The sequence below is a fragment of the Paenibacillus ihuae genome (assembly GCF_001368795.1).
In the GTDB taxonomy this organism is placed as follows: Bacteria; Bacillota; Bacilli; order Paenibacillales; family Paenibacillaceae; genus Paenibacillus_AQ; species Paenibacillus_AQ ihuae.
The window spans coordinates 319,351-345,067 of record NZ_LN831199.1 but is presented as its reverse complement, the minus strand read 5'-3'; the positions used below and the strand labels follow the sequence as shown (position 1 = coordinate 345,067).

Here is a 25,717-nt window from a genome sequence, read left to right as displayed (position 1 = left end):
ATAACTACCATGAAGATGAAGCCATATGAGCATCCGCCGGCGTTGTACCCTTACCGGGAATGGAGTCTCGGCGAGGATGCCTTTGAGGATGAGAACAATCAGCGGAGCGAGAGTGTGTTTGCGCTCGGCAACGGGTATATCGGCATGCGCGGCAACTTCGAGGAAGGCTACCATGGAACGGCCGGCACCTCGGTTGCCGGGAACTACCTGAACGGTTTCTATGACTCTGAGCCGATTGTATATCCCGAGGGGGCCTTCGGGCTCCCGGCGCGGAACCAGTCGATGCTCAATGTGACCGATGCGCGGATAATAGAGCTGAGCATTGAAGGACACACCTTCCGGCTGGACAGCGGGATCGTGCACCGCTACCGGCGGTGGCTGGATATGAAGAGCGGCATCCTGCACCGCGAGGTGGAATGGGAATCTCCGGCGGGACACCGCCTGCTGCTTATGATCCGTCGGATGGTATCCCTGCAGCACAAGCACCTGGCTGCAATCGAATACAAGGTGACGGCGCTGAATTTCTCCGGCACGCTGCAGTTTGTCTCAGCACTGGACGGGCAGATTACCCGTACCGAGGCCAGCGATGACCCGCGGCTCGGATCGGGCAGTGCCGAACCCAGCCTGCTGCTGGAAGATGCTGGTTATGACGAAGCGGCGGACATCCTCTGGATGCGGCAGCGGACGCGGCATACCCGGTTTGCCCTGCTGACGGCTGTAAGCCACGGGCTGCAGGCGGAGTCCGGCCGTGAGCTGAGCCGGCAGCTCATCGGCCAGCGGATCTGGGTCTGTTACGGAGCTGCGGTGCAGAGCGGGGAATCCGTGACATTGACCAAATATATTACGTACCATACCTCGAAGGACTATCCGGAAGAGGAGCTGCAGAGCCGGAGCGTTAAGGTGCTCAGCATGGCTGAAACCTGTGGCTTCAGCAGCTTGGCGGATGAACAGCAGTCGTATCTCGATCAGTTTTGGGGACATACCGATGTGGAGATCAAGGGCGATTCCGCACTGCAGCAGGGCATCCGCTTCAATATGTTTCAGCTGCTGCAGTCCACCGGCAGGGATGGTGTAACAAACATTGCCGCCAAGGGACTGACCGGCGAAGGGTACGAAGGCCACTACTTCTGGGATACGGAAATGTACATGCTGCCGTTCTTTACGTACACACAGCCGGCTGTCAGCCGGGCGCTCCTGGAATTCCGTTATGCCACACTCGGCAAGGCACGGGAACGGGCCGCCGTGATGTCGCAGAAGGGGGCACTGTATCCCTGGCGTACGATAGACGGCGAAGAGAACTCCGCCTATTTCCCGGCGGGTACGGCCCAGGCACATATCAACGCAGATATCGCCTATGGGCTCAAGCAATATGTGCAGGCGACGGGCGACCTTGGTTTTCTGGTCAGTAAGGGGGCGGAGATTCTCTTCGAAACCTCGCGCTTCTGGCTGGATCTCGGGCATTTCAATCCGGCGCGCGGTGGAGCCTTCTGCATCGATGCCGTAACGGGGCCTGATGAATACACGGCAATAGTGAATAACAATGCCTACACCAATCTGATGGTCCAGGACCAGTTCCTCTATGCCTATGAGACCGCCCGGCTGCTGGAGCAGCACTATCCGGAGGATTACGAGCGGCTCCGGCAGGCGATTGGCCTGTCCATGAAAGAGGCGGAGAGCTGGAAGGAAGCTGCCGGGAAGATGTTTATTCCGTTTGACGAGGAACTGGGCATCTATGCACAGGATGACACGTTCCTGACGAAGCGGAAATGGGATTTCGAGAATACGCCTGCCGATAAATACCCGCTGCTGCTGAATTATCATCCGCTGGTGATCTACCGCCACCAGGTGCTCAAGCAGGCGGATCTGGTAATGGCGATGTTCCTGCTCGGAGACAAGTTCAGCCTGGCCGATAAAATCCGTAATTATAAGTACTACGAGCCGCTGACGACACATGACTCCTCCTTGTCGCCCTGCATTCACAGCATCGTCTCGGCAGAAATCGGCGATTTGGCCGGGGCGTATGCCTACTTCGACCGCACCGTACGGATGGATCTGGATGACATTAACCGCAACGCCAAGGACGGGCTGCATATGGCCGCCATGGCTGGTTCCTGGATGTCCATTGTGAACGGGTTCGGCGGATTGCGGCAGTATAACGGGATGCTGTGCTTTGCTCCGGTGCTGCCGGAGCAGTGGGAGAGCTACCGCTTCAAGATTACAGTCCGCGGCCAGCTGCTGGACATCTACGTGGACAGCGGAGCAGCCGTTTATACTCTGCTGGAAGGCACCAGCCTTCAGATCAAATACAGAGACCGGATCTTAACGCTGCTACCGCAGGAACCGGTGAGTGTCCCGCTTGCCCGGCAGCTCGAGGCAGTAATCTTCGATCTGGACGGCGTGATCACCGACTCTGCCGAGTTCCACTACCAGGCATGGCAAGCCCTGGCCGATGAGCTGGGCATCCCCTTCAGCCGTGAGAAGAATGAACGGCTGAAGGGGGTTAGCCGCATGGAATCGCTGGATATTGTGCTGGAGGGCAGCGGTCTCAAGTTAACGGAAGCAGAGCGGCTTCGGCTGGCAGAGAAGAAGAACGATCACTACCGGCAGATGATCGGTAGCATCACGCCAGAACATCTGCTGCCGGGTATCGCGGAGCTGCTGGATTCCCTGGAGCAGCGGGGCATTGATGCCGCACTGGCCTCGGCCAGCCTGAATGCTCCGCTGATTCTGGAGCGGCTCGGCATTGCCCGCCGGTTTCAGGCGATAGCCGATCCGGCCGGGCTGCGCAGGGGCAAGCCCGACCCGGAAATCTTCCTGACAGCAGCGGAGTTGCTTGGAGTAACACCAGGCAATTGCATTGGTGTGGAGGATGCAGCGGCGGGAATAGCCGCCATCAAGGCTGCCGGCATGACAGCCGTAGGCATCGGCAGCGCGGAGCTGCTGGGCGAAGCGGATCTCCTGCTGTCTTCAACCTCAGAGCTGACCCTGGAAATGCTCCTGGAGCTGCTCAGGAAATAACGGAGCTGTTACACAACAAACCTAAAGCCGCGATTCTCCTTAAGGGAGAAGCCGCGGCTTTGCTGTTATCTGGCACGATTTAGATGTATAAGAGCATTCCCTATAACTCCGTATCGGGAAAGATCTGTCCCAGATGATGCTTCATATGGTTCAGATAATCGTCAATCAGCCACTGAAGGGTGACCGTTTCTCCAGTTTCAAGCAGGAACACAAGCTCAAGCTGGGCAGGGGAAAGAACGGATATCACCCGAAGGACGGACTGGTTGAGACTGATCCAGAGCGATAAGATCTCTTCCCGGGGGGTGCCGGCATACTGCTGGGCGGCTACCCATTCATTCTGGTCGTAGAGGGCTAGGCTGAGCGGCTGAGGCTCGTATTGCACTTTGATAAAGCGGGACAGATTGTTAAGCGCCGAGTCGCATAGATGGCCGAGCAGCTGCAGCTTGGACCATTTGCCTCCCGGACGGGGGGCGGCTGCGTCTGCGGCATCAACCCGGGCAAAAGCCTCGGGAACAGCGCTCAACAGTCGCGTCAGTTCTGAAATTGTAGAATCGGTCATGAATCATCACTGCCTCTCACTTATCTTGTTGTGCAGCTCCCAGTAAATAGGAGTGGTTGCCTAGTAGACGACTAAAACTCATATTTTGTCGAAACAGGCTGTGGTGTGGACGGATATAGCGCTTCTGACTTCTGATATAACCGGCCAGGCAGTTATTATGTCGTAGCGCCTTCTTCCAGCTCAACAGGCAGTATGTACTCTGCGGAGACGCTCTCTCCATGCACTTGCCGGATAATTAACTCCACGGCCAGCTTGCCCATCGCTTCAATGGGCTGGTGGATCGTGCTGAGCGGAAGTCCGAGCATATTGCGCAGCGCAATGCCGTCATAGCCGACAATCCGCACATCCCCGGGTACCCGTCTGCCGCGCTCCATGCAGGCCTTAAGGGCATAGGCGGCGATCATATCGCTGCCGGCAAAGATCCCGTCAATGCCGGGCTGTTCACGGAACAATTGCGCAAGCAGCCGCTCATACGCTGCGACATCAAAGCTGTTATCATCCGTATGCAGTAAAGTATGCTGAATATGATGTGCAGCTGCGGTATTGGCAAAAGCCTCCGCACGGAGCCCTGATAATATATTCAGGCCGGGATGTCCGCCGATATGGGCGATATTCCTGCAGCCTTTTTCAATTAATAACGTCGTAGCCAATTGGCCGCCAAGGTAGTTATCTGAACACACATAAGGAATATCGGGTGAGATCTGCCGGTCAAAGGTGACCAGGGGCAGATTCATCTGCTGGTAGGCCTCTACCTCCAGTGTATGGCTGCCCATAATGATCCCGTCCACCCGGCTGGATCGCAGCATATCGATATATTCCAGTTCCTTGTGTTTATCCTGCCAGGAATTACAGAGCAGAAGCTTGCAGCCGTTACGGTAGGCATGCTCCTCAATATAGCCCGTAAGTTCACCGAAGAAGGGATGCGAGACATGGGGGATGATCAGTCCGATAATATTGGACCTTGAACGGCTGAGCGAACGGGCCAGCTCATTAGGCCGGTAGTTCAATTCATCCATCGCCAGCAGAACCTTTTTCTTCAGTTCCTCGCTTAGATACCCCCTGTTGTTGAGCACCCGGGATACGGTGGTAACCGAAACGCCTGCCTTTAGTGCTACATCTTTAATTGTAGGCATAATATCAGCCTCCTGTCCCTAAGCGGATCTTAACAAAATAATTCTAACGTGGATGCCGGCGCAGTGTCTATCCAGGACTGGCCTTATTCATCCTATTAATGATTTCAAAAATCAGCGTTTGCCCATATAATTAAAGCAGACAGTCCTATTATTAGGTAGCATAGCCCAGACACAGTGAATGTTAACGCTTTTTTCAAGCAAAAGAGGATGGAAGAAGGGTTTCAACGAATTAATTATTGTCGAAATCTTCCGGTTTTTACTTTGGGATCGATGAATGGGAGTGTACTTATGGGCTTAAGAAAAACTCATCTCAAGGTATTCAAGGGCTTCCTGTTATTTCTTATGCTGTATGGGTTCCTTTATCAGCCGGCGTCTGCCAGTGCAGAGGAACTGCCGCCTAAGAATGTGCTTGTACTGCATTCCTATCATAAAGGGTTTGCCTGGACAGACGATCAGGGGGCCGGCATTGAAGAGACGCTCAAGAGTGCAGCCGAGCAGCCTGTGATCTACAGTGAGTATATGGATTGGAAACGTTACCCCGGCAATGACAACCTCAAGCAGTTCTATCAGACGATCAAGCTCAAGTATCAATCGATGCATATTGACGCCATTATTACGACGGATGATGCTGCACTGAACTTCGCCATTAAATACCGCCAAGAACTTTTGGATAACGCACCGGTCATATTCAGCGGCATTAACGAACTGGGTGTGGAAGGTTTGCATGATTTAAATAATATTACTGGTGTCATCGAAAAGATTAATCCTGTCCATACGGTTCAAATGGCGCTGGAAATCAATCCGTCTCTCCGTAAAGTATATGTCTTGTATGACAATACGGAAAGCGGACTCTCCACCGGCCAAATGGTGATGGACCAGATTTCGTCACTTTACCCGGAGCTGCAGCTATATCCGATGAATCGCCTCTCCAGACAACAGATTATAGATCAAGTCTCGGCCCTTCCATCAGACAGTATTGTGCTAATGACTACATACTTTAGTGACTCGACCGGAAGAACGGCTGAATTTGACCGGTTCTCAAGTGAGCTGGGCAAAAGCAGCAGTGTTCCGGTATACCATATCTATGATTTCGGCTTAAATCACGGAGCTTTTGGGGGAAGTCTGATTAGCGGATTAATTCAGGGGCAGACGGCAGCCGACCTGGCTGTGAGGATTCTGCAGGGGGAGCGCCCGGACAATATCCCGGTCGTCAATGACAGCAGCGTGCGCGATGTTTTTGATTACAATGAACTGCAGCGGTTCCATGTGTCCCTGAAAAAGCTGCCGGAGGGCAGCGAAGTCATTAACAAGCCCTTTTCCTTCTATGAGACGTATAAGGAGCTGGTGCTCAGTATCATCGCCGCGTTTGCGGTCTTGCTGGCTTTTATTCTAATCCTGTTGTTTTACGTACAGCTTGTCAAACGGATCCGCAATAATCTGGAGAAAAGCAACGAGCGCTTCGATCTGGCGACCTATGCCTCGGATGCGGTTATCTGGGATGTCGATATGTCGACCATGGTCTACTATTTCTCTGACAGCTGGTATGAGCTGCTCGGATATGAGCGGGATGAAGTAGGTGAAGGTCATGGCGGATGGAGAGATCTCATCCATCCTGAGGATGCAGATCAGGAGAACCGCCAGCGCACCCAGCATCTGGAGGGCCGAACCTCTTATTACTACAGTGAATTCCGGATGCGGAGCAAATCGGGAGAATATAAGTGGTTCCAGGCCCGGGGCAAGGTACTGCGCAATAACAGCGGCGGCTTCGTCCGTTTTGCCGGCTCCATGGTTGATGTCACGGACCGCAAAGCATACGAGAGCAAGCTGCAGATGAGTTATCAGGAGCTGGAGTCTACCTACGAGGAGCTTACGGCACTGCAGGATGAGCTGATGGAGCAGTACAACAAAGTGGTGGAGAACCAGGAACTGCTGCAGAACAGTGAAGAGAAGTACCGGCAGCTGGCCTATAACGATGTGCTCAGCGGCTTGCCGAACCGCCTGTCCCTGACTGAAGCGCTGGAGCAGTTCATCAAGGAACATTCGGGCGGGCACGCGGCGCTGTTCTTCCTCGACATCGATAATTTCAAATATATTAATGATACGATGGGCCATACCTTTGGGGATGAATTGCTGGTGAAGGTTGGCGAGCGGCTGCTGGAACTGTCAGATAGCCGCAGCAGGCATTTCCGGTTTGGCGGTGATGAATTCGTCATTCTGTTCCAGGACAGCAAGGGTTATGCAGAAGTGACTGCCTACGCGGATTCCCTGGTGCAGGGTTTTAGGGAGCCGTTCCAGCTTGACGACAGCATTGTACATATTTCCACAAGTATCGGAATAGCCCAATATCCGGACAATGGGGTCAATGCAGAGGAATTGCTGAAGAATGCGGATATTGCGATGTATAAAGCAAAAGAAGCAGGTAAAGGGACGTATGTCATCTACGGACGGGATATGCAGCAGCATTTTGATGAACGCATGGTGATTGAATCGCATCTCCGGAATGCTATCGCCAATCATGAGCTGACGCTGCACTATCAGCCGCTGGTGGATACCGCTTCGGGTGGAATCTGGGGGTTTGAGGCCCTGATCCGCTGGAACAGTCCGGTGCTTGGTTTTGTTTCCCCGCTATCGTTCATTAAGATCGCCGAAGACTGCCGGCTCATTGTGCCGATCGGGGAATGGGTGCTCCGTACGGCCTGCCAGTTTATTAAGGATCTGCATGGACAGGGCAATGAGGGCTATCATATCTCGGTGAACATTTCAGTGATTCAGCTGATGCTGGATGATTTCACAGATATGGTACTGGGGATTCTGCAGGAAACCGGCCTGCCTCCGGAATACCTGGAGCTGGAGATTACGGAGTCCATCTTCATGGAATCCTTTGAAGCAATCAGCACGAAGCTGGAGTCGCTGAAGGAGATGGGGATCGGCATCGCCCTGGATGATTTCGGGACAGGCTATTCCTCACTCAGTTATTTGAAGCAGCTGCCGATCACGACTCTGAAGATCGACAAGTCGTTCATCGACAGTATCGATACCCCTAACAACATGTCACTTGCCCGGTCCATCGTCACGATCGGACATGACATGGGGCTGAACGTCACTGCCGAAGGCGTGGAAACTCCGGAACAGCTCGCCTTTCTGGAACGGACCAGCTGTGACAAAATCCAGGGCTACTTCATCAGCAAGCCGATTCCGCAGCAGGATGTGGCGGACTGGGTAAAGGGCAGACGTGCCGGCTGAGGCGGGAATTCAGGGAGAATTCAATCACATGGACAGAGTTTAAACTTACCCAAAAGGCGGCTATTCCGGATCAGGATAGCCGCTTTTTGGTGTTCCTAGCTTTACTGTGCAACAGCTTCCACTTCAATTTCAATCAGCAGCCGGGGATCGATAAGCGCCTTGACCTCAACCATGGTCGCGACCGGCTGGATATTTTTGAAGAATTCACCGTGCGCTTTGCCGTATTCCTCCCACTTCGAGATATCCGTAACAAACATTCTTGTTCTGACAACCTGAGAGAGGTCAGCGCCGAGTTCATTCAGTGCTTTCTCAATCGTCTGCAGAATGAATTTGGTCTGCCCGTAAGGATTGTCTTCAAAGGCAACCTCTCCATCCCGCATAGCCGTAGTTCCGGCTACCTCAATTCGGTTCCCGACGCGGATAGCCCGGCAATAGCCTACAACGGACTCCCAAGGCGAACCTGTAAATACCTGTTTGCGCTCCATCGTATCCCCTCACTCTCCATTGAAATATTCTCAGGCTCCTCTACTTCAATAACTTGCGCACCAGCTTAATCTTATTGCCGTAAGGCGGGTACACAATGCCGAAATCGACCCTTGAGCTTCTTTTGACGATGCTCTTGCGGTGGGAGAACAAGTCAAAGCTGTGCTTGCCGTGATACCCGCCGATGCCGGAATTGCCGACACCGCCAAACGGCAGGCGGGAGCTGGCGACATGGCTGATGGTATCATTCACGCAGCCTCCCCCGAAGGATACACTGCCCAGTACCTGCTGCTCCACCTGCTTGTCCTCGGTAAACAGATAGAGGGCCAGCGGCTTCGGATGCTGATTGATGCTGCTGATCGCTTCCTCCAGCCGGCCAAATTCGATAATCGGCAGCACGGGCCCGAAGATTTCATCCTCCATCGCGGCGTCACTCCAAGCGGCGGGGTAGAGCAAGGTAGGCTCAATGTACAGATCCTCCGGCAGAACGGTGCCGCCCGCAATAATCTTGGAGCGGTCCTTTTCGATCATTCCGGCAATTCTCTGCAGCTGGCGCTCATTCACGATCCGCCCGTAATCCGGATTGCTAGAGGGATTCTCTCCGTAAAAGGCTCTGATGGATTGCTTCATCAGGGTGATCAGCTCTGCGGCAACCTCCTTGTGGACCAGCAGGTAATCCGGTGCGATGCAGGTTTGCCCGACATTGATTAGCTTCCCCCAGACGATCCGCTTGGCAGCCGTCTCCAGATTGGCCGTTTTATCGACAATGACCGGGCTTTTGCCGCCCAGCTCCAGGGTGACGGGAACCAGCTGCTTGGCGGCTGCTGCCATGACAATTTTGCCGACGGGCACGCTGCCGGTGAAGAAAATATAGTCAAACTTGGCGTGGATCAGCAGATTGGTCGTTTCCTTCTCGCCCTGCACTACCCGGATATAGCCGGGCTCGAAGGTTTCCTTGATCAATTCCTCGATCACGGCCGAAACGGCCGGTGTGCTCTCTGACGGCTTCAGAACTGCACAGTTGCCGGCGGCGATAGCCCCGATCAGCGGCTCGATCAGCAGCTGGAACGGGTAATTGAATGGCCCGATAATGAGTACGGTGCCGTAAGGCTCACTGATGATCAGGCTTTTCGACGGAAACATGTGCAGTGGAGATTGGACCTTAACGGGCTTCATCCACCGCTTGAGATGCTTCATCATATAGCCGATGCTGTCCAGCGTGAAGCCGATTTCCGTGGCGTAGGCTTCGAACTCGCTTTTGTGCAGATCCTGATTCAGCGCCTCGATGATCCGGGATTCGTGCCTGCGGATGGCATCTCCCAGCTTCTGCAGCTGACGGAGCCGGAAGGCCGTCTCCCTGGTCACCCTGCTGTCAAAAAATTGTCTGTGCTCGGCCAGCATAAGGCCTATGCTTTGCTCGCTAACTTCAGGCATTACTGAACCCTCCAATGGGATGTAACGAATGGTTATTTCTCTTTGCCGGAAATCGTACTGTCGGTGCGGATGTAGTCATTCATAGCTTCACGGTTCAGCAGGGCAATCCGGCTGCCTTTAAACTCAATCCAGCCGATGTCGCGCAAGTAGCCCATTTCACGGGATAGTGAAGGACGCGCAGTATTCAAATGCTCCGCCCACTCTTTGCGGCTGAACGGCAGTGAGATGACGTCTGAAGCCTGCTGCATTGCCTGCTCCAGCAGAAAGTAAATCATCCGCCTCCGCAGCGGGCCTGCGGACAGCATCTCGATTTTGCGGTTCACCAGCACCAGCCGTTCAGACAGATTCTCAATGAAGCGGGTCAGCACGTCTGTATCTGTGGTGAACAGCCTCAGCAGCTCCTGCTTGCCAATAAACAGGATAGAGCAGGGGCCTGTAGCCGTGGCAGTAGCCGGGACTATATTTTCTCTGCGGAACAGTACGGCTTCCCCGATCGTCTGTCCGACATTTAAATGGGCGATAGTTACGCTGCTGCCGGTGGGATGGGTCTTCTGGACCTCGACCCGCCCGGAGAGAATGATTCCGATCCGGTCCGCAGTGTCGCCCTCGGCGAAGATCAGCATGTTCTTCTGGTAGGAAGAAACGGAGTACAGCATCTTTTGCAGCAGTGCTTCTATCTCGTCCACAGACTTGCCCCGGAACAGCAGACAGGACTGCAGTACGGCAGGGTCCGGCTTCATCATTTTCCTCCAAATTTAAATTTATTCGGTAACATCCGTTACCGATAGTATGGCGAAAGTCTACTACAATAAGCAGTAACTGTAAAGGCGGATGAACAGTCTCTGCCCTGTGTAACGATACCCATTAAAGGAGTGAACACGCTATGAGCAGCATGTTTTGTTTTCAATGCCAGGAAGCGGCCAAAGGAACGGGCTGTACCATCCAGGGAGTATGCGGGAAGACGAGTGAAGTTGCTAATCTTCAGGATTTGCTGATCTACACACTGAAAGGCATTTCCATCTTTGCACGCCGAGGCCGGGAATTAGGCATCACCGACTCTGCCACAGATAAGTTCATTATAGAGAGTATGTTTGCTACGATAACCAATGCGAATTTTGTCCCGGAAGCTTTTATTGACAGAATAAGAACAGGGCTTACCTTGCGTGACCAGTGGAGCAGCAGGTTGAAGGAGGCTGGAGCGGCGGTACCTCTCGGGAATCATGATGCCGCACTTTGGACAGCGGATACCGAAGAGGAACTGCTGGCCAAGTCAGAGATGGTTGGCGTTCTGTCGACGGAGAATGAAGATGTCCGTTCCCTGCGCGAACTGCTGACGTACGGGCTCAAGGGAATGGCTGCCTATATGGAACATGCGTCCGTGCTGGGATTTGCGGATGAAGGAACCCATGCTTTTATGGAAAAAGGTCTGGCGTCGGTGCTGGATGATAGTCTGAGTGCGGATGAACTGACTGCGCTTGTGCTGGAGTGCGGCAAGTTCGGCGTGGATGTGATGGCACTGCTCGACCAGGCTAACACAACCACTTATGGCAACCCGGAAATCACTAAAGTGAACATCGGTGTAGGACAGAATCCGGGGATTCTGATCAGCGGTCATGACCTGAAAGATATGGAAGAGCTGCTGAAGCAGACAGAGGGAACTGGAGTGGATGTGTATACGCACAGTGAGATGCTGCCGGCCCACTATTATCCGGCCTTCAAGAAGTATAGCCACTTTGTAGGCAACTACGGCAATGCCTGGTGGAAGCAGAATGAGGAATTTGCCAGCTTCAACGGTCCGATTCTGATGACTACGAACTGCATCGTACCGCCTAAGGACAGCTATATAGACCGGTTATATACGACAGGCAACACCGGCTTCCCGGGAGTGCAGCATATTCCGGCAGATGCTAATGGAGTAAAGGATTTCTCCGCGATTATTGCACAGGCCAAGGGCTGTGAAGCTCCGACCGAGATTGAGACTGGAGAGATTGTCGGCGGGTTCGCTCATGCGGCGGTTATGAATGTGGCGGATCAGGTGGTAGAAGCGGTCCAGAGCGGGGCGATTAAGCAATTCTTCGTGATGGCAGGCTGCGACGGCCGGATGAAGAGCCGCAATTACTACACTGACTTTGCTGCTGAACTGCCGGGGGATACTGTCATTCTTACCGCAGGCTGTGCGAAGTACAAATACAACAAGCTCGACCTCGGCGATATCGGCGGAATTCCGCGAGTGCTGGATGCCGGACAATGCAATGATTCCTATTCCCTTGTAGTCATTGCCCTGAAGCTGAAGGAAGTGTTCGGACTGGACGATATCAACGACCTGCCGATTGCCTACAATATTGCCTGGTATGAGCAGAAGGCGGTAATTGTACTGCTGGCGCTGCTGCACCTGGGGGTCAAAAACATTCATCTCGGCCCGACACTGCCGGCCTTCCTATCGCCGAATGTGGCTAAAGTACTGGTCGATAACTTTGGAATCGGCGGCATTACAACCGTAGAAGAAGATATGGAGCGATTCATCGCAGCCGTATAAATAAGCAATAATATTCCGTTAAAAAAGCCTATAGCTCAGCCCGCCGATACCGGCAGGGAGAGGAGCTATAGGCTTCTTGGCGTTTTGCAGTTAAGGCAAACGGTAGACGGCGAACGGCTCGCCGCTGCGGAACGGGCGGCTGGCTTCTTCCAGCTTGTCGAGGGTCTCCGCGTCCAGCTCAAGAGCGGTGCTCTGCAGATTCTGCTGCACCTGCTCCACCCGTGTAGCCCCTACGATAACCGTGGATACAGCGGGCCTGCTCATCAGCCAGGCTAAGGACAAGGCTGTGGGCGAGGTTCCGAGGTCTGCGGCGACCCGGCTGACCTCATTCCCCAGCGCAATCCGCTCAGGGGTAAGGAAACGGTTAAAGTTCGGATCGGTTTCAGCACGCGATCCGGCAGGCGCAGCGCCGTTGCCGCTGTATTTGTCGGTCAGTATGCCCCCAGCCAGCGGGAAATAAGGAATGATCCCCAATCCCTGATCCAGGCAGAGCGGGAGCAGCTCGTTCTCGGGAGTCCGGTCGGCCAGCGAATAGCTGCACTGAATCGAGCTGTACTTGATCAGATTCCGCGCTTCGCTGATCCCCAGCGCCTTCATCAGTTCCCAGGCCGCGTAATTAGAGGCGCCGATATAACGGACCTTCCCCGCGGACACCATATCATCCAGGGTGCGTAGAGTTTCCTCCAGCGGGGTATACTGATCGAAAGTATGGATCTGATACAGATCCACATAATCCGTCTTCAGGCGGCGGAGGCTGCCTTCCAGCTCCAGCATCAGGTGATGGCGGGAGGAGCCGCTCCCATTCGGGCCTTCGGCCCGCGGCAGACCGGCCTTGGTGGCCAGAACTGCACGATCCCGCCTGCCTTCCAGAGCCAGCCCGATGATTCTTTCCGATTCGGTACCGGCATAAATATTGGCGGTATCGATGAAGTTGATCCCCTGATCCAGTGCGGTATGAATAATCTCAATCGAGGTCTGCTGATCGGCCCGTTTGCCAAAAGCATTCGTTCCAAGGCCCAGTGCCGATACCTGCAGCCCGCTGTTTCCCAGACGGTTTGTCTTCATAAGTATTCACTCCTTTACAATGTTTGCAGCAGGACTTAGATTTCCGGCTTCCGCGAATAATTCGAGCGCAGTATCAATGAGCAATCTGACGGCGATGGATGCTTCCTCCAGCGAATGGACAGCAAGATGGACATCCCGGTAAGCATCGGGGAAAAGCTCCCGGATGATAACATCATCAGGCGGCGCGAGCAGCGACAGCTGGGACAGCACGCCTACGGCCAGACCCTCCTGGATCATGTTCAGCGCTGTGTTATAGCTGTTGACAACATATTTCACGTTCAGCTCACTGCCGGCTCTCTCGAATAAATCAAGCACTGGAGGCTCATAGCCCGCTCTGCAGATCATCATCGGTTCGTGCTCCAGGTCCTTCACATCAATAACCTGGTGTTGTCCCAGCGGATGGCCGCCGGGCAGCACCGCATACAGTTTCTCCCGAAAAAGCGGAAGGGTCTCAAATTCCTCATGCGGCGGAATAATCAGCCCGACATCAATCTGGCGTGTTTCCAGCCATTCCTTCACCTCGGCCACCGAGCCTTCATGGACGGAGATTTCGATCCCCGGATACCTGTTCTTAATCGAGCGGATCATCTTGGGCACAAAGTAAGCGGCGGCCACCGGAAAGGCTCCGATCCGGATCAGCCCCTTCTCCAGTCCTTTCTCTGCGGAAATCTCCTGCTCGACCTTATTGAACCCGCTGAGAATTTCCCGGAAAAGAATCAGGACACGTTTGCCCACCTCTGTGAGCATCAGCCCGCTGCGGCGGTCGCGAAGCAGCAGCTTGACGTCCATTTCCGTTTCGAGGGCGGAAATAGCGCGGCTGACCGCCGGCTGGGTCATATTCAGCTCCAAGCCGGCTTTGGTGAAGCTTCCGGTTTCGGCAATTTTGACAAACAGGCGAATCTGATTGTTGTTCATATCGGATTTGGTATGCCCCTCATGATTATAATTCATTTCAATTATGACTGTGATTATTGTATCATTTGGAATGAAAATGATACAAGAGGTGAATAAATGTCCGGACGTAATAAAACGATAGCTCTGCTTACTTTTTTGGTGATTGTCTGGGGGATCAACTGGCCCCTGTCCAAAATCGCCTTATCCTATGCTCCTCCGCTGCTGTTTGCCGGCATCCGGACGGTGATTGCCGGTATCATCCTGATCTCCGCTGCCCTGCCGAAATGGAAGCAGCTTCAGTTCAGGCGGCTGTGGCCGGTCTATCTGACATCGGCGATACTCAGTATCGTCTTTTATTACGGCTTCCAGACGATAGGCCTGCAGTATGTGCCTTCCGGGCTGTTCTCGGCCATTGTGTTTCTGCAGCCGGTGCTGCTGGGCATCTTTGCCTGGATCTGGCTAGGGGAGAGCATGTACGGGCTCAAAATATTCGGCCTGCTGCTCGGCTTTCTGGGGGTAGCCGCCCTAAGCATCGGCGGGTTCAACGGAAGCATCTCTCCTGTCGGCGTTCTGCTTGCGCTGGCCAGCGCACTCAGCTGGGCATTCGCTACCATTTATACGAAACGGAATGCGGCGCGGGTAGACATGCTGTGGATGACGGCGATGCAGATCATGATCGGCGGAGTGATTCTGCTGGCAGCCGGTTCGGCCACGGAAAGCTGGTCAGCAATTACCTGGAACAGTGCTTTTATTGTTAACACACTGTTCATTGCGGTGTTCGTCATCGCGCTCGGCTGGATGGTGTACTTTAAGCTGATCAATGAAGGGGAGGCCGGTAAGGTCGGTTCGTTTACCTTCCTGATCCCGCTGATCTCCATAGGTTCAAGCGTGGTGCTGCTGCATGAGCAGATTACGACCAATCTGATTGTGGGTATGCTGCTGATCGTGGCTAGCATTATTCTGGTGAATGTTAAGCTGGGGCGGATGCACGGATAAAATAAAAAGAGCCTGCCGGATACTGTATGAGGTCCGTCAGGCTCTTTAATTGGGCTGAAAAACTGTATGTAAGCGTAAACAGATTGCACTATCTCTGATTAGCCGTCCGCAGATCCTGGGCTGTGAATACCGCATCCTCCAGCAAATCATCAATCTCCGTAGTATATTCGCCAATACTCAAGCGGGTAGCGGAAATCCGGCGGGCACTAATTGTACTCCCTGCTGTAAGGACCGATTGCTGGCCGGCTTCTGCACCGGCGCTCTGCAAGGTGATCGCTCCGCCCGCTTCGACTATGGATCCGCTGCATACCGATTGTTCCATGAGGAATTGAACATTCCCGGATGCCCGCAGCGTGCAGTTTCTGACGCCTTCTTTATGTATATAGAGGTCTCCGCCGGCTTGAAGCATGCATCCTTCTGCCTCTGAAACATCAATCCGGGCATTCGCCTCCTGCAGGCCTTCAATCCGCGCGCAGAACGCCTCAAGCAGCTTCAACAACGTCCCAATCACGGAATCTGTTATGAAGTCGGTGAACTGCCCCGGGTGCAGGAAGACCTCCAGCATATGTTTAATTTGCTCTATGTCCATAGGACAGGCTGACTCATTAGTCCAAAAGCAGTTTCTGAAATCCGGTGAGCAGACCCGGTATATGGCTGCATTTACTTTCCAGCAGCAGCATAACTACCAGTCCGTATTTCACCGTCTGCTGACGTGACTGAAGATTCTGCTCCAGCAGCCTGGCTGCTTTTCTCAGTGCTGTTATTTCCTCAATCAGGTGAGCGGGATGCAGGTGCAGCCGCCCTTGTCTCACTCCGTAACAGCCGGAATATAATTGGCAGTCTGTTACCGTTCCCCGGATCACAATGCTGCCTGTGGCGGCAATCACAGCCCCCTGGACATCGCCATATATGTAGACATTACCTAAAACCTCAATGATGGATTGTTCCCTGATTCCTTCCGGTGCAACCACATCCCCTGCGAACATAAAGGCCCCGTCTCCAGTGTCCAGGCCCTCCGGCATAATATAGGCAGACGGGAAATCAATGCTCACCACCGGTGTGCCGATGCCTGTGATCCGGGGTCTTCCTTCACGCAGCGCGATAATCTCTCCGCCTGGAAGCAGCGAGGTATCGGCGGCGGGTATCAGCCGGATATCTTCCGGCTGGGGTGACGGCAGAATGCCGCCATACACGTCAAAGCCGGGCAATCCTTCCCGCGGAGGCAATTTGCGGGCCAGCACTTCTCCCGGCAGGACAGACGCTATCCCTGGATAACCGAGATAATTCAAAGGGTCGGGAGCTTCGGAACTGCTGAATTCTCCGGTCATATCCGGTTGCAGCAAGAGCTCCAGCCTGCCATTGGTACCGGGAACCGGGGCTTTGCCCACAGCAATGCAGACCGGAAGATAGGTCGGATTATTCAATTCGGCGTAAAGGGCAGGAATGTTGAGATTAGGGATGAAGGAGCTCTTCGGGAAGCCGGCCAGAATCTGGTCTACAGTCAGCTTAGATAGCAGCAGATCATAGTCCGGCTCCGCCCGGACAGAGACTTCGGCGGAGGCGGGGCAATTCACGAGCTTCCAGGCGTACTTCTCCACACGGTAGAGGGTAAAGTAGGCTCTCAGCTTATCCTCGGAAATCGTAATCTGGTACTGCGGCTTCTCGCTGATCTCCCAGCTCAAATGTTTGGCTGAAGTGACCCTGATAGGTTCAGTTACCTTCCCTCCGTCCATCTTCAGGACGACAGGGTGAACAGCAGAAATCAGGGCAGCCTTGCCGCCGCGTAAAGGGGGGGTGATGAAAATCTGATCATTCTGTACAATGATTATTCCATCTTTATCTTCATTTCCGCCCATTCCGCTGACCGGATAGGACGGGGTAGAGGACTCCATAGGAAAAGTAGTGCTAAAGGCCGGCATTGTTTTACTGAACACATGCCGGGAATAGTCAAGGGTGCGCTGCGGCATAGGTATAACCTCGCTTTTTGTATTATCAAACCGGCAGCCTGGCAGCCATGAATGCACAACGGCATTGTTAGGCCCATTGCTTTGCGTCCCGCCCTTTCGGGCAGTTTGCCTTTATACATGAAACATGATAAACACTCAGCATGAGGTCATTTAATGAGGTATTCGACAATAAAATGATCATAACTGGTACTATAGTACTGCATTTCGACAACTTCACTAAACAATCCTAATTTTATTCCTGTATGAGCCGGTTTTCAACTGTAATTTCACCTGAAATATATAGATTTTGCAGCAGCAAAAAAAAGGACACTCCCAAGCTTAAAGCTTGTGGGAGAGTCCTTTTTTTACAAGATGGATACTGCGTGCAGCTTCGGCTCTTGCCGGCAGAGGTGCGACTGAAACTGCCGCATAATCGGCCTGTTCGATGACCTCCAGCACCCGGTTAAGGTGAGAGAAAACAGCACCGAGATCGCGGATAGCCGTCAGCGGGCATATTCCCTGCAGCTCGGAGAACCAGGCCAGCTGCAGATCACGGGCATGCCGGAGCGACTCCTGGAGTGAGCGCTGGACTTCGGCGTCCGACAATGTCTTGGTCCCGTACAGGGCGATGCAGTCGGCTGTTGCGCCGGCAACCTCCACCATCCAGTCTGCAGCAGCATAATGCGCAGGCAGGAGAGAGAGCTCATCGGCAATCTCTTTGACATAGAAGTGAACCTTCTGCAGATGGGCCGTAGCCTGTGTCATCCCGCGCAGTCCTCTGCGGCAGGGGTAGTGCGATAAGGTGAATTGCATTTCCTGCCGCAGCCGGACACTCTTCGCGAGCAGTTCCCCGGAGCGTGTCAGCGCCTTCTGGGCCTTTGCTGCGTCCCTGCCGCCAGTAGCCATCCCGCTCAGGGAATCCGCCAGCAGCAGGCTTCCTTCGAGTGCCAGGCTTTTCACCTTGACGAACCCTTTGGGCGGGACGATAATCATATTGATCAATAAGGCAATCAGTACGCCGATCAGGGTCTCGGCAACCCTCCACACAATATAGTGATCATGGTAGAAGGTAAGCGCGAGAACAGAGGTCACGCCAACCTGTGAGACGGCCTGAATATTAATCCGGCACGCGGTGGCAATACCGATGCCCAGCAGCAGGATCAGCAGGATCGAGAGAATGCCGATATCCAGGAAGCGGCCGACAATCAGGCTGACCGTTCCGCCGAGCACAATGCCGAGCAGGCGGTAGAAGCCTTTTTCAAGCGAGGCTTTAACCGTTCCTTGTGTGATCAAGATAGCTGCAAGCGGGGCAAAATATAAGTAATGGTCACCGTACAGGCTATGAACTGCCACCCAGGAGAGCGAAGCAGCCAGTGTGATCCGTATCATATAAAGGGATAATCCAAATTTCTCAAGGCGGTCTTGTAACCCCTCGTTCATTTTCAGTCATCTTCTTTCATAAAAAGAGGAATTTTCAATGTATTTTCAGACGGTTTCATTATAGCACCTCATACGCAGCGTAAAGAGGGCTATTTTTTACGAACTTGTTAAGATTCTGCAAGGCTATAAGCGTTGTTAGCTATCGCATCTATGGGATACATCCTATATGCTATATAATATGAAATGTTGTCGAAGCGGAGGCGGAATTGTCGCCTAGGCAGTGCTAAGCCCAACAAGGCCGATTGTGCGCTGTTAGATGAGGGTAAATGGTTGTAATACATAAGGTAAGGGAGGTCGTTAGCTATCGCTACCCCGGAAGGCACTATTATTTCTTTTGACCAGGTTACTAAGCAATATGATGATGAGGAGGCTGTGTTAAAAGGTGTCAGCTTCGAAATCGAACGCGGCAAATTTTATACACTGCTGGGACCGTCCGGCTGCGGCAAGACGACCATTCTGCGTCTGATCGCCGGTTTTGCCGAACCGACTGAAGGCTCTATTTATCTAAACGGTAAAATGATCAACCACATTCCCGCCAATGAGCGTCAGGTGAACACGGTGTTTCAGGATTATGCCCTGTTTCCCCACCTGAACGTATTCGAGAATGTGGCTTTCGGACTGCGCATTAAGAAGCTTAAGAAGGATGTTATTACCCAAAAGGTGCAGGAAGCGCTGCGGTTCGTCAACCTTGTCGGCTACGAACAGCGCGCGATCAACGAGATGTCCGGAGGACAAAGACAGCGTGTAGCGATTGCCCGCGCGATCGTCAACGAGCCGCAGGTACTGCTGCTGGACGAGCCGTTGTCCGCGCTAGACCTGAAGCTGCGTACGGAGATGCAGTATATCCTGCGGGAAATGCAGCAGCGGCTCGGCATCACGTTCATCTTCGTTACCCATGACCAGGAGGAAGCGCTGGCGATGTCTGACTGGATCTTTGTCATGAACAAAGGGAAAATCGAGCAGAGCGGCACACCGAACGATATTTATGATGAGCCGATCAACCGGTTCGTCGCTGATTTCATCGGAGAGTCAAATATCGTACCCGGTGTTATGATCGAGGATTATCTGGTGGAATGGGGCGGCCACCGTTTTGAATGCGTGGATGCGGGGCTTAAGCCGAATGAATCGGTTGAGATTGTGATCCGTCCGGAGGATTTGGAAATCGCAACACTGGAGCAGGGTAAACTGAAGGTACGCGTCGATTCCCAGCTGTTCCGGGGAGTACACTATGAGATCAGCTGTTACGATGAATCCGGCCATGAATGGCTGGTCCACTCTACACGCAAGGCTGAGGTGGGCAGCGAGATCGGACTCTATTTTGATCCGGAAGCGATTCATGTTATGCGTTTTGGTGAAACGGAGGAAGAATTCGACAGACGTCTGGAAGCTTACGGCGAGGTGGAGAGCCATGAACAATAAGGGCCGGTCGTACTATCTCATTCCTTATTATTTATGGATCGCCCTGTTTGTAATCGCCCCGGTGTTGCTGGTTATTTACTACTCCCTGTTTGATCTGGACGGGCATCTGACACTGGACAATTATGTGAATTTCTTTACGCCGGTATATATGAGAATGATGCTGAACTCCTTCTGGTATGCGTTCCTGATCACGCTGTTTTCGCTGCTTGTAGCGTATCCGGCCGCTTATCTGCTGACCCGCACGAAGCATAAGCAGCTGTGGCTGCTGCTGATTATCCTGCCGACCTGGATCAATCTGCTGCTGAAGACGTACGCGTTTATCGGGATCTTCGGCACCTTCGGGCCGGTGAACAGCTTCTTTGACCTTCTGGGGCTCGGGGAGCAGCAAATTCTCTTTACCGGTTTCAGCTTTGTGTTTGTCTCGGTTTATATTTTTATTCCGTTCATGATTCTGCCGATCTTCAGCGCCCTGGAGGAGCTGAACCTGTCTCTCGTGGATGCCGCGCGCGATTTGGGCGCTTCCGGATGGACGACGTTCCGGCGGGTTATTTTTCCGCTGACGGTCTCCGGAGTACGCTCCGGGTGTATGGCTGTATTCATTCCTGCGCTGTCGCTGTTTATGATTACGCGTCTGATCGCCGGCAACCGGGTGATTACGCTGGGCACCGCGATTGAACAGCACTTCCTGGTTACGCAGGACTGGGGCATGGGCTCGACGGTTGCCGTCTTCCTGATCGCCATCATGGCGCTGTTCATGATCCTTACGGGCAGCTCGCGGAAAGGGGTGCGGCATGAAAAATAAAAACGGGATTGCTAACCTTTATCTGGTGCTGGTGTTTGTTGTACTGTACGCGCCGATCTTCTATCTGATGTACTACTCGTTTAACAGCGGCGGCACGATGCATAAATTCGAGGGCTTTACGCTCGATTATTACCGGGAAGTCCTGCAGGATACGCGCCTGATCATTATTGTAATCAACACGCTGGTCATTGCGCTCCTGTCTTCGGCGATTGCCACATTGCTGGCGGTTATCGGTGCGCTTGCTATCCAGCGCAGCCGCAGCCGCCGGTCAAAGAACGCACTGCTCTCGCTGAACAATGTGCTGATCGTCAGTCCAGACGTTATTATCGGGGCTTCCTTTCTGATCCTGTTCACCATTGCCGGCATTAAGCTTGGCTTCACCTCCGTGTTGCTCTCCCATGTGGCGTTCAGCGTGCCAATTGCCGTGCTGATGATTCTGCCGCATCTGCAGGAGATGAGCCCGACGCTGACCGATGCCGCCCGCGACCTCGGGGCCAGCAGGCTGAATGTCCTGACCAAGGTGATTCTGCCGATCATCAAGCCCGGGATCTTCAGCGGTTTCTTCATGGCGCTGACCTATTCATTGGATGATTTCGCGGTGACGTTCTTCGTAACCGGGAATGGCTACTCCACACTCTCTGTGGAGATTTACTCCCGGGCACGGCAAGGGGTATCGCTGTCGATCAATGCACTCTCGACACTGATTTTCCTCTTTACGATCCTGCTCGTCGTCGGATACTATTTCCTGAACCAGCGGAAGGGCCGTCCGGCCGCTGCGGTAGCAGAGCCGGTTGCGGAAGCGGGGGTGCCTAGATGAAACAGCTGATCAATGCATTTCTGGCGATTCTGCTCGTTGCTTTCGGCCTGATGCTCCTCGGCTCCAGGCTGAACTCGGCGGAAGGATATACGGGCGGTAATACGCTGACTATTTATAACTGGGGCGATTACATTGATCCTGATCTCCTGGAGCAGTTCGAGAAGGAGACCGGGATTACAGTTATCTACCAGACCTTTGATTCGAATGAAGCGATGCTGACCAAGGTGGAGCAGGGCGGAACGGTCTTTGATGTCGTGGTTCCTTCCGACTATGCCATCGCCAAGATGCGGGAGGAGAACCTGCTATTGCCGCTGGATCACAGCAAAATTCCGAATCTGGCTAATATCGATTCCAGATTCATGGACCTGTCCTTCGATCCGGGCAACAAATATTCGGTGCCTTATTTCTGGGGAACGGTAGGGATTATCTACAATCCTGAGATGACCGGGGACATTGATTTCAGCAGCTGGGATTCCCTCTGGGACCGCAGGCTGAACAATAATATCTTCCTGGTCGACGGAGCCCGCGAGGTCATGGGCATGGCGCTGAACAGCCTGCACTATTCGGTTAATGATACGAATGAAGAGCATCTGCAGGAGGCGCTGTCCAAGCTGAAAAAGCTCTCGCCTAACGTGAAGGCGATTGTCGGTGACGAGATCAAGATGCTGCTGGCTAATGAAGAAGCAGCCGTCGGGATCGTCTGGTCCGGCGATGCTTCGGAGATTATGGATGAGAATGACAAGCTTGACTATGTAGTGCCGGAGGAAGGCTCGAACAAGTGGTTCGACAACATGGTCATCCCGAAGACGGCAGCCAACGTGGAGGGTGCACACAAGTTCATCGACTTCATGCTCCGGCCAGAAGTGGCAGCACAGAATGCCGAATACGTAGGGTATTCCACCCCTAACGTTCCCGCACTTGCGCTGCTGCCCGAAGATATTTCCGGCGATGAACGTTTCTACCCGCCTGCGGCGATTACCGACCGCCTGGAGGTTTACGACAACCTCGGCAAGCGGATGCTCGCCCATTACAACGAACTGTTCCTGAAGTTTAAGATGAACAAGAAGTAGACAGGCTATGTGCTGGTCGGACAAGCGTCCAATCGCGGAGTTATCGCGGTTGGGCGCTTGTTTTTTGGATAGAAGCGGGGCTGGTGAGTCCTCAGACGACTTGTATCTCATGTCAGGCTGATGAATAGTGAAGATGTGTTTGTCTGCGCGTAAATTTGTTGGTTTTTCGCTACGGTGGTGCTTCTGGTGCTTATGGTGCCACTTCCGGTGCATCTGGTTCGAAAATTTCCCGGCTCCGTATACTTAACAGGAATTTATCCAGTTAAATGATCATCAATCGAGCGTAGAAGCAGGCTAGTTGGAAAAAGTCCACTTAATCTAGCCATCATCAAGAGAATTGGGCTGAAGAGGACAAACTAAATTGCTTTTTTCCAACTAATCATTCAAAAACCGCTTTAAGGAGCCCAATAGATTGCCTTTTTCCACTTAGCTGTTTGCTGGCATGAGGATAAAATACTATTCTTAAATAGCGAGAGCAAACAGCCACAGCAAGTGTGACGTTATTCTCGACAAGCTACCTAACTGAAATAATCCAGCACACCATGCGCCAGTTCATAACGGACGACTCTTTCTTGATTGCCCCGGCAGGAGGGGAGCAGCCAGCCCTTATCAGACAGACTGCGCAGCGTGCGGACTGCTGTTTTGTAGTCAATGCCGAAGTGCTGCTTAACATCCTGGGGGCGGACAGTCCCGGTTAGCTGGATGGCCAGACGGATGACCTCCTGCTCCATAAGCTGCAGCCGTGATACAGGAGCCTCGGCAGCCTGATATCTGCCCATAATCAGTCGAAGTAAACTTATACAAAGCTCGGGGTGCTGCTCAACATCGTCATAGGCAAAAGAAACAACACGGTATCCCATCGCCTGCAGGAAGGTTTCGCGGTTCAGCTCACTGCAGAATTTATGCCTGTCCATATCGCGGACGTGGGAGGCGTAGCCCTTAATTTCAATAAGCAGTCGGATGTGCCCCGGAAGCCAGGCGAAGTCGGCAAAATAGGACCGCCCGCGCCAATCCGTCACCTCATATTCAGGATGAAGTTTGGCGAAATCGCCCCGCAGCGGCCACCAGACATTGCGCAGGAACAGCACCTCCGCATGCTGATGTCCTCTTTCCAGCCGCCCCCGCCGTTCTCCCGACGGCCTTCCTGCAAGATGTCCTGCAATAAATTGCTGATGTGCGTTTTCAAATGACATAAACACTCACACTCCCCGTTAAAATAGAAAACGTCCCGGCTTCCCTCAAGGAGGACAGCCGGGACGTTCTTCGTCTCGTTGCAATAAGTATAAGATAAAGTTGTGCGGGTGAACAGGCAAATCGCCTAATTTCCTAAACCGCTCAGTCAGACAGTTACTTAATCCCAATCCTCATCCGGTAGCTGATCAGAACCGGCAGCGTCCGGCCGTCGAAGTAGGCTTCTACCGCAGCAGAGAATTCGGCTAGGTCCGCGTCCAGAGCAGTAGAGCCGGTCTTCAGTACCGTTTGAATGCCGCCTTGGCTGAGCGTAAGCCCTACGTACCGCCCGGCGTCGCAGGTTTCGGTATTATGGAATACGATTTCCCGCGTGAACTTGAAATGACCGCTGGCCTGAATCCGGGCCAGGTGGCCCTCCTTATCCCATTTATGCGCCCGCTGGGATTCGGGCTGCAGCTCAGCCAGCAGATTGTCGGCAGCAGCAATCAGAAGATTATACCTGGCTTCAATATCTGCCTGAAGCACCAGCGGCCAGTCGCAATCATAAGCGGCGAATACGCCGCCAGTCCGCAGGCAGCGGGCAATCTCCTGCAAGGTGCTCTGCGGCTCCATCCAATGGAAGGACTGGGAGCAGGTAATGATATCGACGCTGCCGGAATCGAGCGGAAGCTGATTGGAATAGCCCTGGATGAAGGACAGTGATTGTACCTCATCCTCAAGGTTGAGCTTCTCTACCGCTTTACTCAGCATGTCTGGATTAGGTTCAATGCCAATTACAGAATCGGCGGCATTCTTCCATAGAAACGTGGACAATCCCGTCCCGCAGCCGATATCGGCAACCACGGAAGGCCGTCCGCCCAAATAATTGCTCAGCAGACTGGTAACTATCGGCGGAGCCTCCGGGCGGTAACGGTCGTATTCGTCCTGAAATCCCAAGAACCGGTCAATATTCTGCTTGCTGTTGCCTGCAGGAATCATGGAATTCTCTCCCATCATTGATGATTAAGCTTCAACGCACTGGCGGATAGGAACTCTACGGGTATCTTAGCGCAGCAGCGCCGGATCAACGGCAGGCACAAGCCCTTCGGCGGCTGCGCGATCCAGCAAAGCTGAAATTGCGGCGTAGCCGTCGTCCCCAAGGTTCATCGAAAACTCATTCACGTAAAGATCAATATGCGATTTGGCGACCTCTGGCGAAAGCTCCTGGGCATGATCCAGCACATACTCTCTGGAATCGGTGGGGTGATCCCAAGCATATTGCAGTGAGCTGCGAATCCAGCCGGCAATGGCTTCGTGGTCCAGGCCGCGGCGGGCGATGATCGCTCCGAGCGGGATCGGCAGGCCGGTGTCACTTTCCCACCAGCTGCCCAGATCGGTCAGCAGGTTCAGGCCGTAGGAAGGATAGGTGAAGCGTGCTTCGTGAATAACCAGGCCGGCATCGATATGGCCGTCGCGTACGGCCGGCATAATCTCATCGAACGGCATGACCACAATCTCAGCAGGGCCGTCCGGCACCTGCTGGGCCGCCCATAGGCGGAACAGCAAATACGCGGTGGAGCGCTCGCTCGGTACGGCAATCCGGCGGCCGGACAGCTCCTCCGGGCGCTTGAGCGCGCCCGGGCCTTTGCGGGTCAGGACCAGCGGGCCGCAGCCCCGGCCAAGCGCGCCGCC

General features: G+C 53.6%; 21 protein-coding genes and 1 riboswitch. Of the genes, 8 read left to right on the top strand and 13 right to left on the bottom strand.

Features of this window, described 5'->3' with window-relative positions; all coding sequences use genetic code 11:
• The first annotated feature begins 9 nt into the window (after window positions 1-9).
• On the top strand, window positions 10-3,018 hold the full coding sequence (pgmB, locus tag AQR02_RS21180; protein WP_108722077.1) for a beta-phosphoglucomutase: 3,009 nt from the start codon (window positions 10-12) through the stop codon (window positions 3,016-3,018).
• A 100-nt stretch (window positions 3,019-3,118) separates the two neighbouring features.
• Here pgmB and AQR02_RS21175 read toward each other — a convergent pair whose 3' ends face one another.
• Together AQR02_RS21175 and AQR02_RS21170 are read right to left on the bottom strand one after the other, a co-directional pair.
• A complete protein-coding gene (locus AQR02_RS21175) occupies window positions 3,119-3,577 on the bottom strand; it encodes a DinB family protein (protein ID WP_108722076.1) in 459 nt (152 codons plus the stop codon).
• Between the two features lie 155 nt (window positions 3,578-3,732).
• Complete coding sequence (locus AQR02_RS21170; RefSeq protein WP_054942417.1) at window positions 3,733-4,710, bottom strand: LacI family DNA-binding transcriptional regulator; 978 nt, start codon at window positions 4,708-4,710, stop codon at window positions 3,733-3,735.
• A 288-nt stretch (window positions 4,711-4,998) separates the two neighbouring features.
• On the opposite strand from AQR02_RS21170, the gene AQR02_RS21165 reads away from it, so the two are divergent.
• Entirely contained in the window at window positions 4,999-7,953 is a 2,955-nt protein-coding gene (locus AQR02_RS21165; RefSeq protein ID WP_054942416.1) for an ABC transporter substrate binding protein, read from the top strand.
• Between the two features lie 101 nt (window positions 7,954-8,054).
• Here AQR02_RS21165 and AQR02_RS21160 read toward each other — a convergent pair whose 3' ends face one another.
• The 3 genes from AQR02_RS21160 to AQR02_RS21150 are packed head-to-tail and all read right to left on the bottom strand — an operon-like array spanning window position 8,055 to window position 10,610.
• The gene (locus AQR02_RS21160) at window positions 8,055-8,438 is read right to left on the bottom strand and encodes a RidA family protein (RefSeq protein WP_054942415.1); all 384 of its coding nucleotides are present in this window, start codon (window positions 8,436-8,438) and stop codon (window positions 8,055-8,057) included.
• A 40-nt stretch (window positions 8,439-8,478) separates the two neighbouring features.
• The gene (locus tag AQR02_RS21155; RefSeq protein WP_054942414.1) at window positions 8,479-9,870 is read right to left on the bottom strand and encodes an aldehyde dehydrogenase; all 1,392 of its coding nucleotides are present in this window, start codon (window positions 9,868-9,870) and stop codon (window positions 8,479-8,481) included.
• A 32-nt stretch (window positions 9,871-9,902) separates the two neighbouring features.
• Window positions 9,903-10,610, bottom strand: a complete 708-nt coding sequence (locus AQR02_RS21150; RefSeq protein ID WP_054942413.1) for a Crp/Fnr family transcriptional regulator — start codon at window positions 10,608-10,610, stop codon at window positions 9,903-9,905.
• Between the two features lie 143 nt (window positions 10,611-10,753).
• Here AQR02_RS21150 and hcp point away from each other — a divergent pair, with 143 nt between their 5' ends.
• On the top strand, window positions 10,754-12,406 hold the full coding sequence (gene hcp, locus AQR02_RS21145) for a hydroxylamine reductase (RefSeq protein WP_054942412.1): 1,653 nt from the start codon (window positions 10,754-10,756) through the stop codon (window positions 12,404-12,406).
• A 90-nt stretch (window positions 12,407-12,496) separates the two neighbouring features.
• Here hcp and AQR02_RS21140 read toward each other — a convergent pair whose 3' ends face one another.
• Both AQR02_RS21140 and AQR02_RS21135 read right to left on the bottom strand, forming a co-directional pair.
• Entirely contained in the window at window positions 12,497-13,471 is a 975-nt protein-coding gene (locus AQR02_RS21140; RefSeq protein WP_054942411.1) for an aldo/keto reductase, read from the bottom strand.
• A 6-nt stretch (window positions 13,472-13,477) separates the two neighbouring features.
• Window positions 13,478-14,386: a LysR family transcriptional regulator gene (locus tag AQR02_RS21135; RefSeq protein ID WP_054942410.1), complete on the bottom strand. Its 909-nt coding sequence runs from the start codon at window positions 14,384-14,386 to the stop codon at window positions 13,478-13,480.
• A gap of 96 nt (window positions 14,387-14,482) precedes the next feature.
• Between AQR02_RS21135 and AQR02_RS21130 the strand changes: the two genes are divergently transcribed.
• Window positions 14,483-15,361 (top strand): DMT family transporter, encoded by an 879-nt coding sequence (locus AQR02_RS21130; protein WP_054942409.1) that lies wholly within the window; start codon window positions 14,483-14,485, stop codon window positions 15,359-15,361.
• A gap of 88 nt (window positions 15,362-15,449) precedes the next feature.
• Here the strand turns inward: AQR02_RS21130 and AQR02_RS21125 are convergent, their stop codons facing one another.
• The 3 genes from AQR02_RS21125 to AQR02_RS21115 form a co-directional block, all read right to left on the bottom strand.
• Window positions 15,450-15,950, bottom strand: a complete 501-nt coding sequence (locus tag AQR02_RS21125) for a hypothetical protein (RefSeq protein ID WP_054942408.1) — start codon at window positions 15,948-15,950, stop codon at window positions 15,450-15,452.
• A gap of 16 nt (window positions 15,951-15,966) precedes the next feature.
• A complete protein-coding gene (locus AQR02_RS21120) occupies window positions 15,967-17,253 on the bottom strand; it encodes a flagellar assembly protein A (protein ID WP_209444228.1) in 1,287 nt (428 codons plus the stop codon).
• A 104-nt stretch (window positions 17,254-17,357) separates the two neighbouring features.
• Window positions 17,358-17,448, bottom strand: a riboswitch (cyclic di-GMP riboswitch).
• A gap of 198 nt (window positions 17,449-17,646) precedes the next feature.
• Window positions 17,647-18,747, bottom strand: a complete 1,101-nt coding sequence (locus tag AQR02_RS21115) for an FUSC family protein (protein WP_054942406.1) — start codon at window positions 18,745-18,747, stop codon at window positions 17,647-17,649.
• A gap of 303 nt (window positions 18,748-19,050) precedes the next feature.
• Here AQR02_RS21115 and AQR02_RS21110 point away from each other — a divergent pair, with 303 nt between their 5' ends.
• The 4 genes from AQR02_RS21110 to AQR02_RS21095 are packed head-to-tail and all read left to right on the top strand — an operon-like array spanning window position 19,051 to window position 22,855.
• Window positions 19,051-20,166, top strand: coding sequence for an ABC transporter ATP-binding protein (locus tag AQR02_RS21110; RefSeq protein ID WP_054942405.1), 1,116 nt, complete (start codon window positions 19,051-19,053; stop codon window positions 20,164-20,166).
• Complete coding sequence (locus tag AQR02_RS21105) at window positions 20,156-20,968, top strand: ABC transporter permease (RefSeq protein WP_054942404.1); 813 nt, start codon at window positions 20,156-20,158, stop codon at window positions 20,966-20,968. Before AQR02_RS21110 ends, AQR02_RS21105 begins: the two co-directional genes overlap by 11 nt.
• Window positions 20,958-21,785 carry an ABC transporter permease gene (locus tag AQR02_RS21100; RefSeq protein WP_054942403.1) on the top strand — a complete coding sequence of 276 codons (828 nt, stop codon included), beginning with the start codon at window positions 20,958-20,960 and terminating at the stop codon, window positions 21,783-21,785. The genes AQR02_RS21105 and AQR02_RS21100 overlap by 11 nt, the downstream gene beginning before the upstream one ends.
• The gene (locus AQR02_RS21095; protein ID WP_054942402.1) at window positions 21,782-22,855 is read left to right on the top strand and encodes an ABC transporter substrate-binding protein; all 1,074 of its coding nucleotides are present in this window, start codon (window positions 21,782-21,784) and stop codon (window positions 22,853-22,855) included. The genes AQR02_RS21100 and AQR02_RS21095 overlap by 4 nt, the downstream gene beginning before the upstream one ends.
• Window positions 22,856-23,373: 518 nt before the next feature.
• Here AQR02_RS21095 and AQR02_RS21090 read toward each other — a convergent pair.
• The 3 genes from AQR02_RS21090 to AQR02_RS21080 form a co-directional block, all read right to left on the bottom strand.
• A complete protein-coding gene (locus tag AQR02_RS21090) occupies window positions 23,374-24,048 on the bottom strand; it encodes a DUF559 domain-containing protein (RefSeq protein WP_054942401.1) in 675 nt (224 codons plus the stop codon).
• A 154-nt stretch (window positions 24,049-24,202) separates the two neighbouring features.
• Window positions 24,203-25,024 carry a class I SAM-dependent methyltransferase gene (locus AQR02_RS21085; RefSeq protein WP_054942400.1) on the bottom strand — a complete coding sequence of 274 codons (822 nt, stop codon included), beginning with the start codon at window positions 25,022-25,024 and terminating at the stop codon, window positions 24,203-24,205.
• A gap of 66 nt (window positions 25,025-25,090) precedes the next feature.
• On the bottom strand, window positions 25,091-25,717 hold a 627-nt coding region (locus AQR02_RS21080; protein ID WP_054942399.1), incomplete at its 5' end, for an MqnA/MqnD/SBP family protein.

What these genes read in the sequence shown, in the direction of transcription:
- pgmB (WP_108722077.1), top strand. Translation starts at nt 10, where the DNA reads ATGAAGATGAAGCCATATGAGCATCCGCCGGCGTTGTACCCTTACCGG.
- AQR02_RS21175 (WP_108722076.1), bottom strand. Translation starts at nt 3,577, where the DNA reads ATGACCGATTCTACAATTTCAGAACTGACGCGACTGTTGAGCGCTGTT.
- AQR02_RS21170 (WP_054942417.1), bottom strand. Translation starts at nt 4,710, where the DNA reads ATGCCTACAATTAAAGATGTAGCACTAAAGGCAGGCGTTTCGGTTACC.
- AQR02_RS21165 (WP_054942416.1), top strand. Translation starts at nt 4,999, where the DNA reads ATGGGCTTAAGAAAAACTCATCTCAAGGTATTCAAGGGCTTCCTGTTA.
- AQR02_RS21160 (WP_054942415.1), bottom strand. Translation starts at nt 8,438, where the DNA reads ATGGAGCGCAAACAGGTATTTACAGGTTCGCCTTGGGAGTCCGTTGTA.
- AQR02_RS21155 (WP_054942414.1), bottom strand. Translation starts at nt 9,870, where the DNA reads ATGCCTGAAGTTAGCGAGCAAAGCATAGGCCTTATGCTGGCCGAGCAC.
- AQR02_RS21150 (WP_054942413.1), bottom strand. Translation starts at nt 10,610, where the DNA reads ATGAAGCCGGACCCTGCCGTACTGCAGTCCTGTCTGCTGTTCCGGGGC.
- hcp (WP_054942412.1), top strand. Translation starts at nt 10,754, where the DNA reads ATGAGCAGCATGTTTTGTTTTCAATGCCAGGAAGCGGCCAAAGGAACG.
- AQR02_RS21140 (WP_054942411.1), bottom strand. Translation starts at nt 13,471, where the DNA reads ATGAAGACAAACCGTCTGGGAAACAGCGGGCTGCAGGTATCGGCACTG.
- AQR02_RS21135 (WP_054942410.1), bottom strand. Translation starts at nt 14,386, where the DNA reads ATGAACAACAATCAGATTCGCCTGTTTGTCAAAATTGCCGAAACCGGA.
- AQR02_RS21130 (WP_054942409.1), top strand. Translation starts at nt 14,483, where the DNA reads ATGTCCGGACGTAATAAAACGATAGCTCTGCTTACTTTTTTGGTGATT.
- AQR02_RS21125 (WP_054942408.1), bottom strand. Translation starts at nt 15,950, where the DNA reads ATGGACATAGAGCAAATTAAACATATGCTGGAGGTCTTCCTGCACCCG.
- AQR02_RS21120 (WP_209444228.1), bottom strand. Translation starts at nt 17,253, where the DNA reads ATGGAGTCCTCTACCCCGTCCTATCCGGTCAGCGGAATGGGCGGAAAT.
- AQR02_RS21115 (WP_054942406.1), bottom strand. Translation starts at nt 18,747, where the DNA reads ATGAACGAGGGGTTACAAGACCGCCTTGAGAAATTTGGATTATCCCTT.
- AQR02_RS21105 (WP_054942404.1), top strand. Translation starts at nt 20,156, where the DNA reads ATGAACAATAAGGGCCGGTCGTACTATCTCATTCCTTATTATTTATGG.
- AQR02_RS21100 (WP_054942403.1), top strand. Translation starts at nt 20,958, where the DNA reads ATGAAAAATAAAAACGGGATTGCTAACCTTTATCTGGTGCTGGTGTTT.
- AQR02_RS21095 (WP_054942402.1), top strand. Translation starts at nt 21,782, where the DNA reads ATGAAACAGCTGATCAATGCATTTCTGGCGATTCTGCTCGTTGCTTTC.
- AQR02_RS21090 (WP_054942401.1), bottom strand. Translation starts at nt 24,048, where the DNA reads ATGTCATTTGAAAACGCACATCAGCAATTTATTGCAGGACATCTTGCA.
- AQR02_RS21085 (WP_054942400.1), bottom strand. Translation starts at nt 25,024, where the DNA reads ATGATTCCTGCAGGCAACAGCAAGCAGAATATTGACCGGTTCTTGGGA.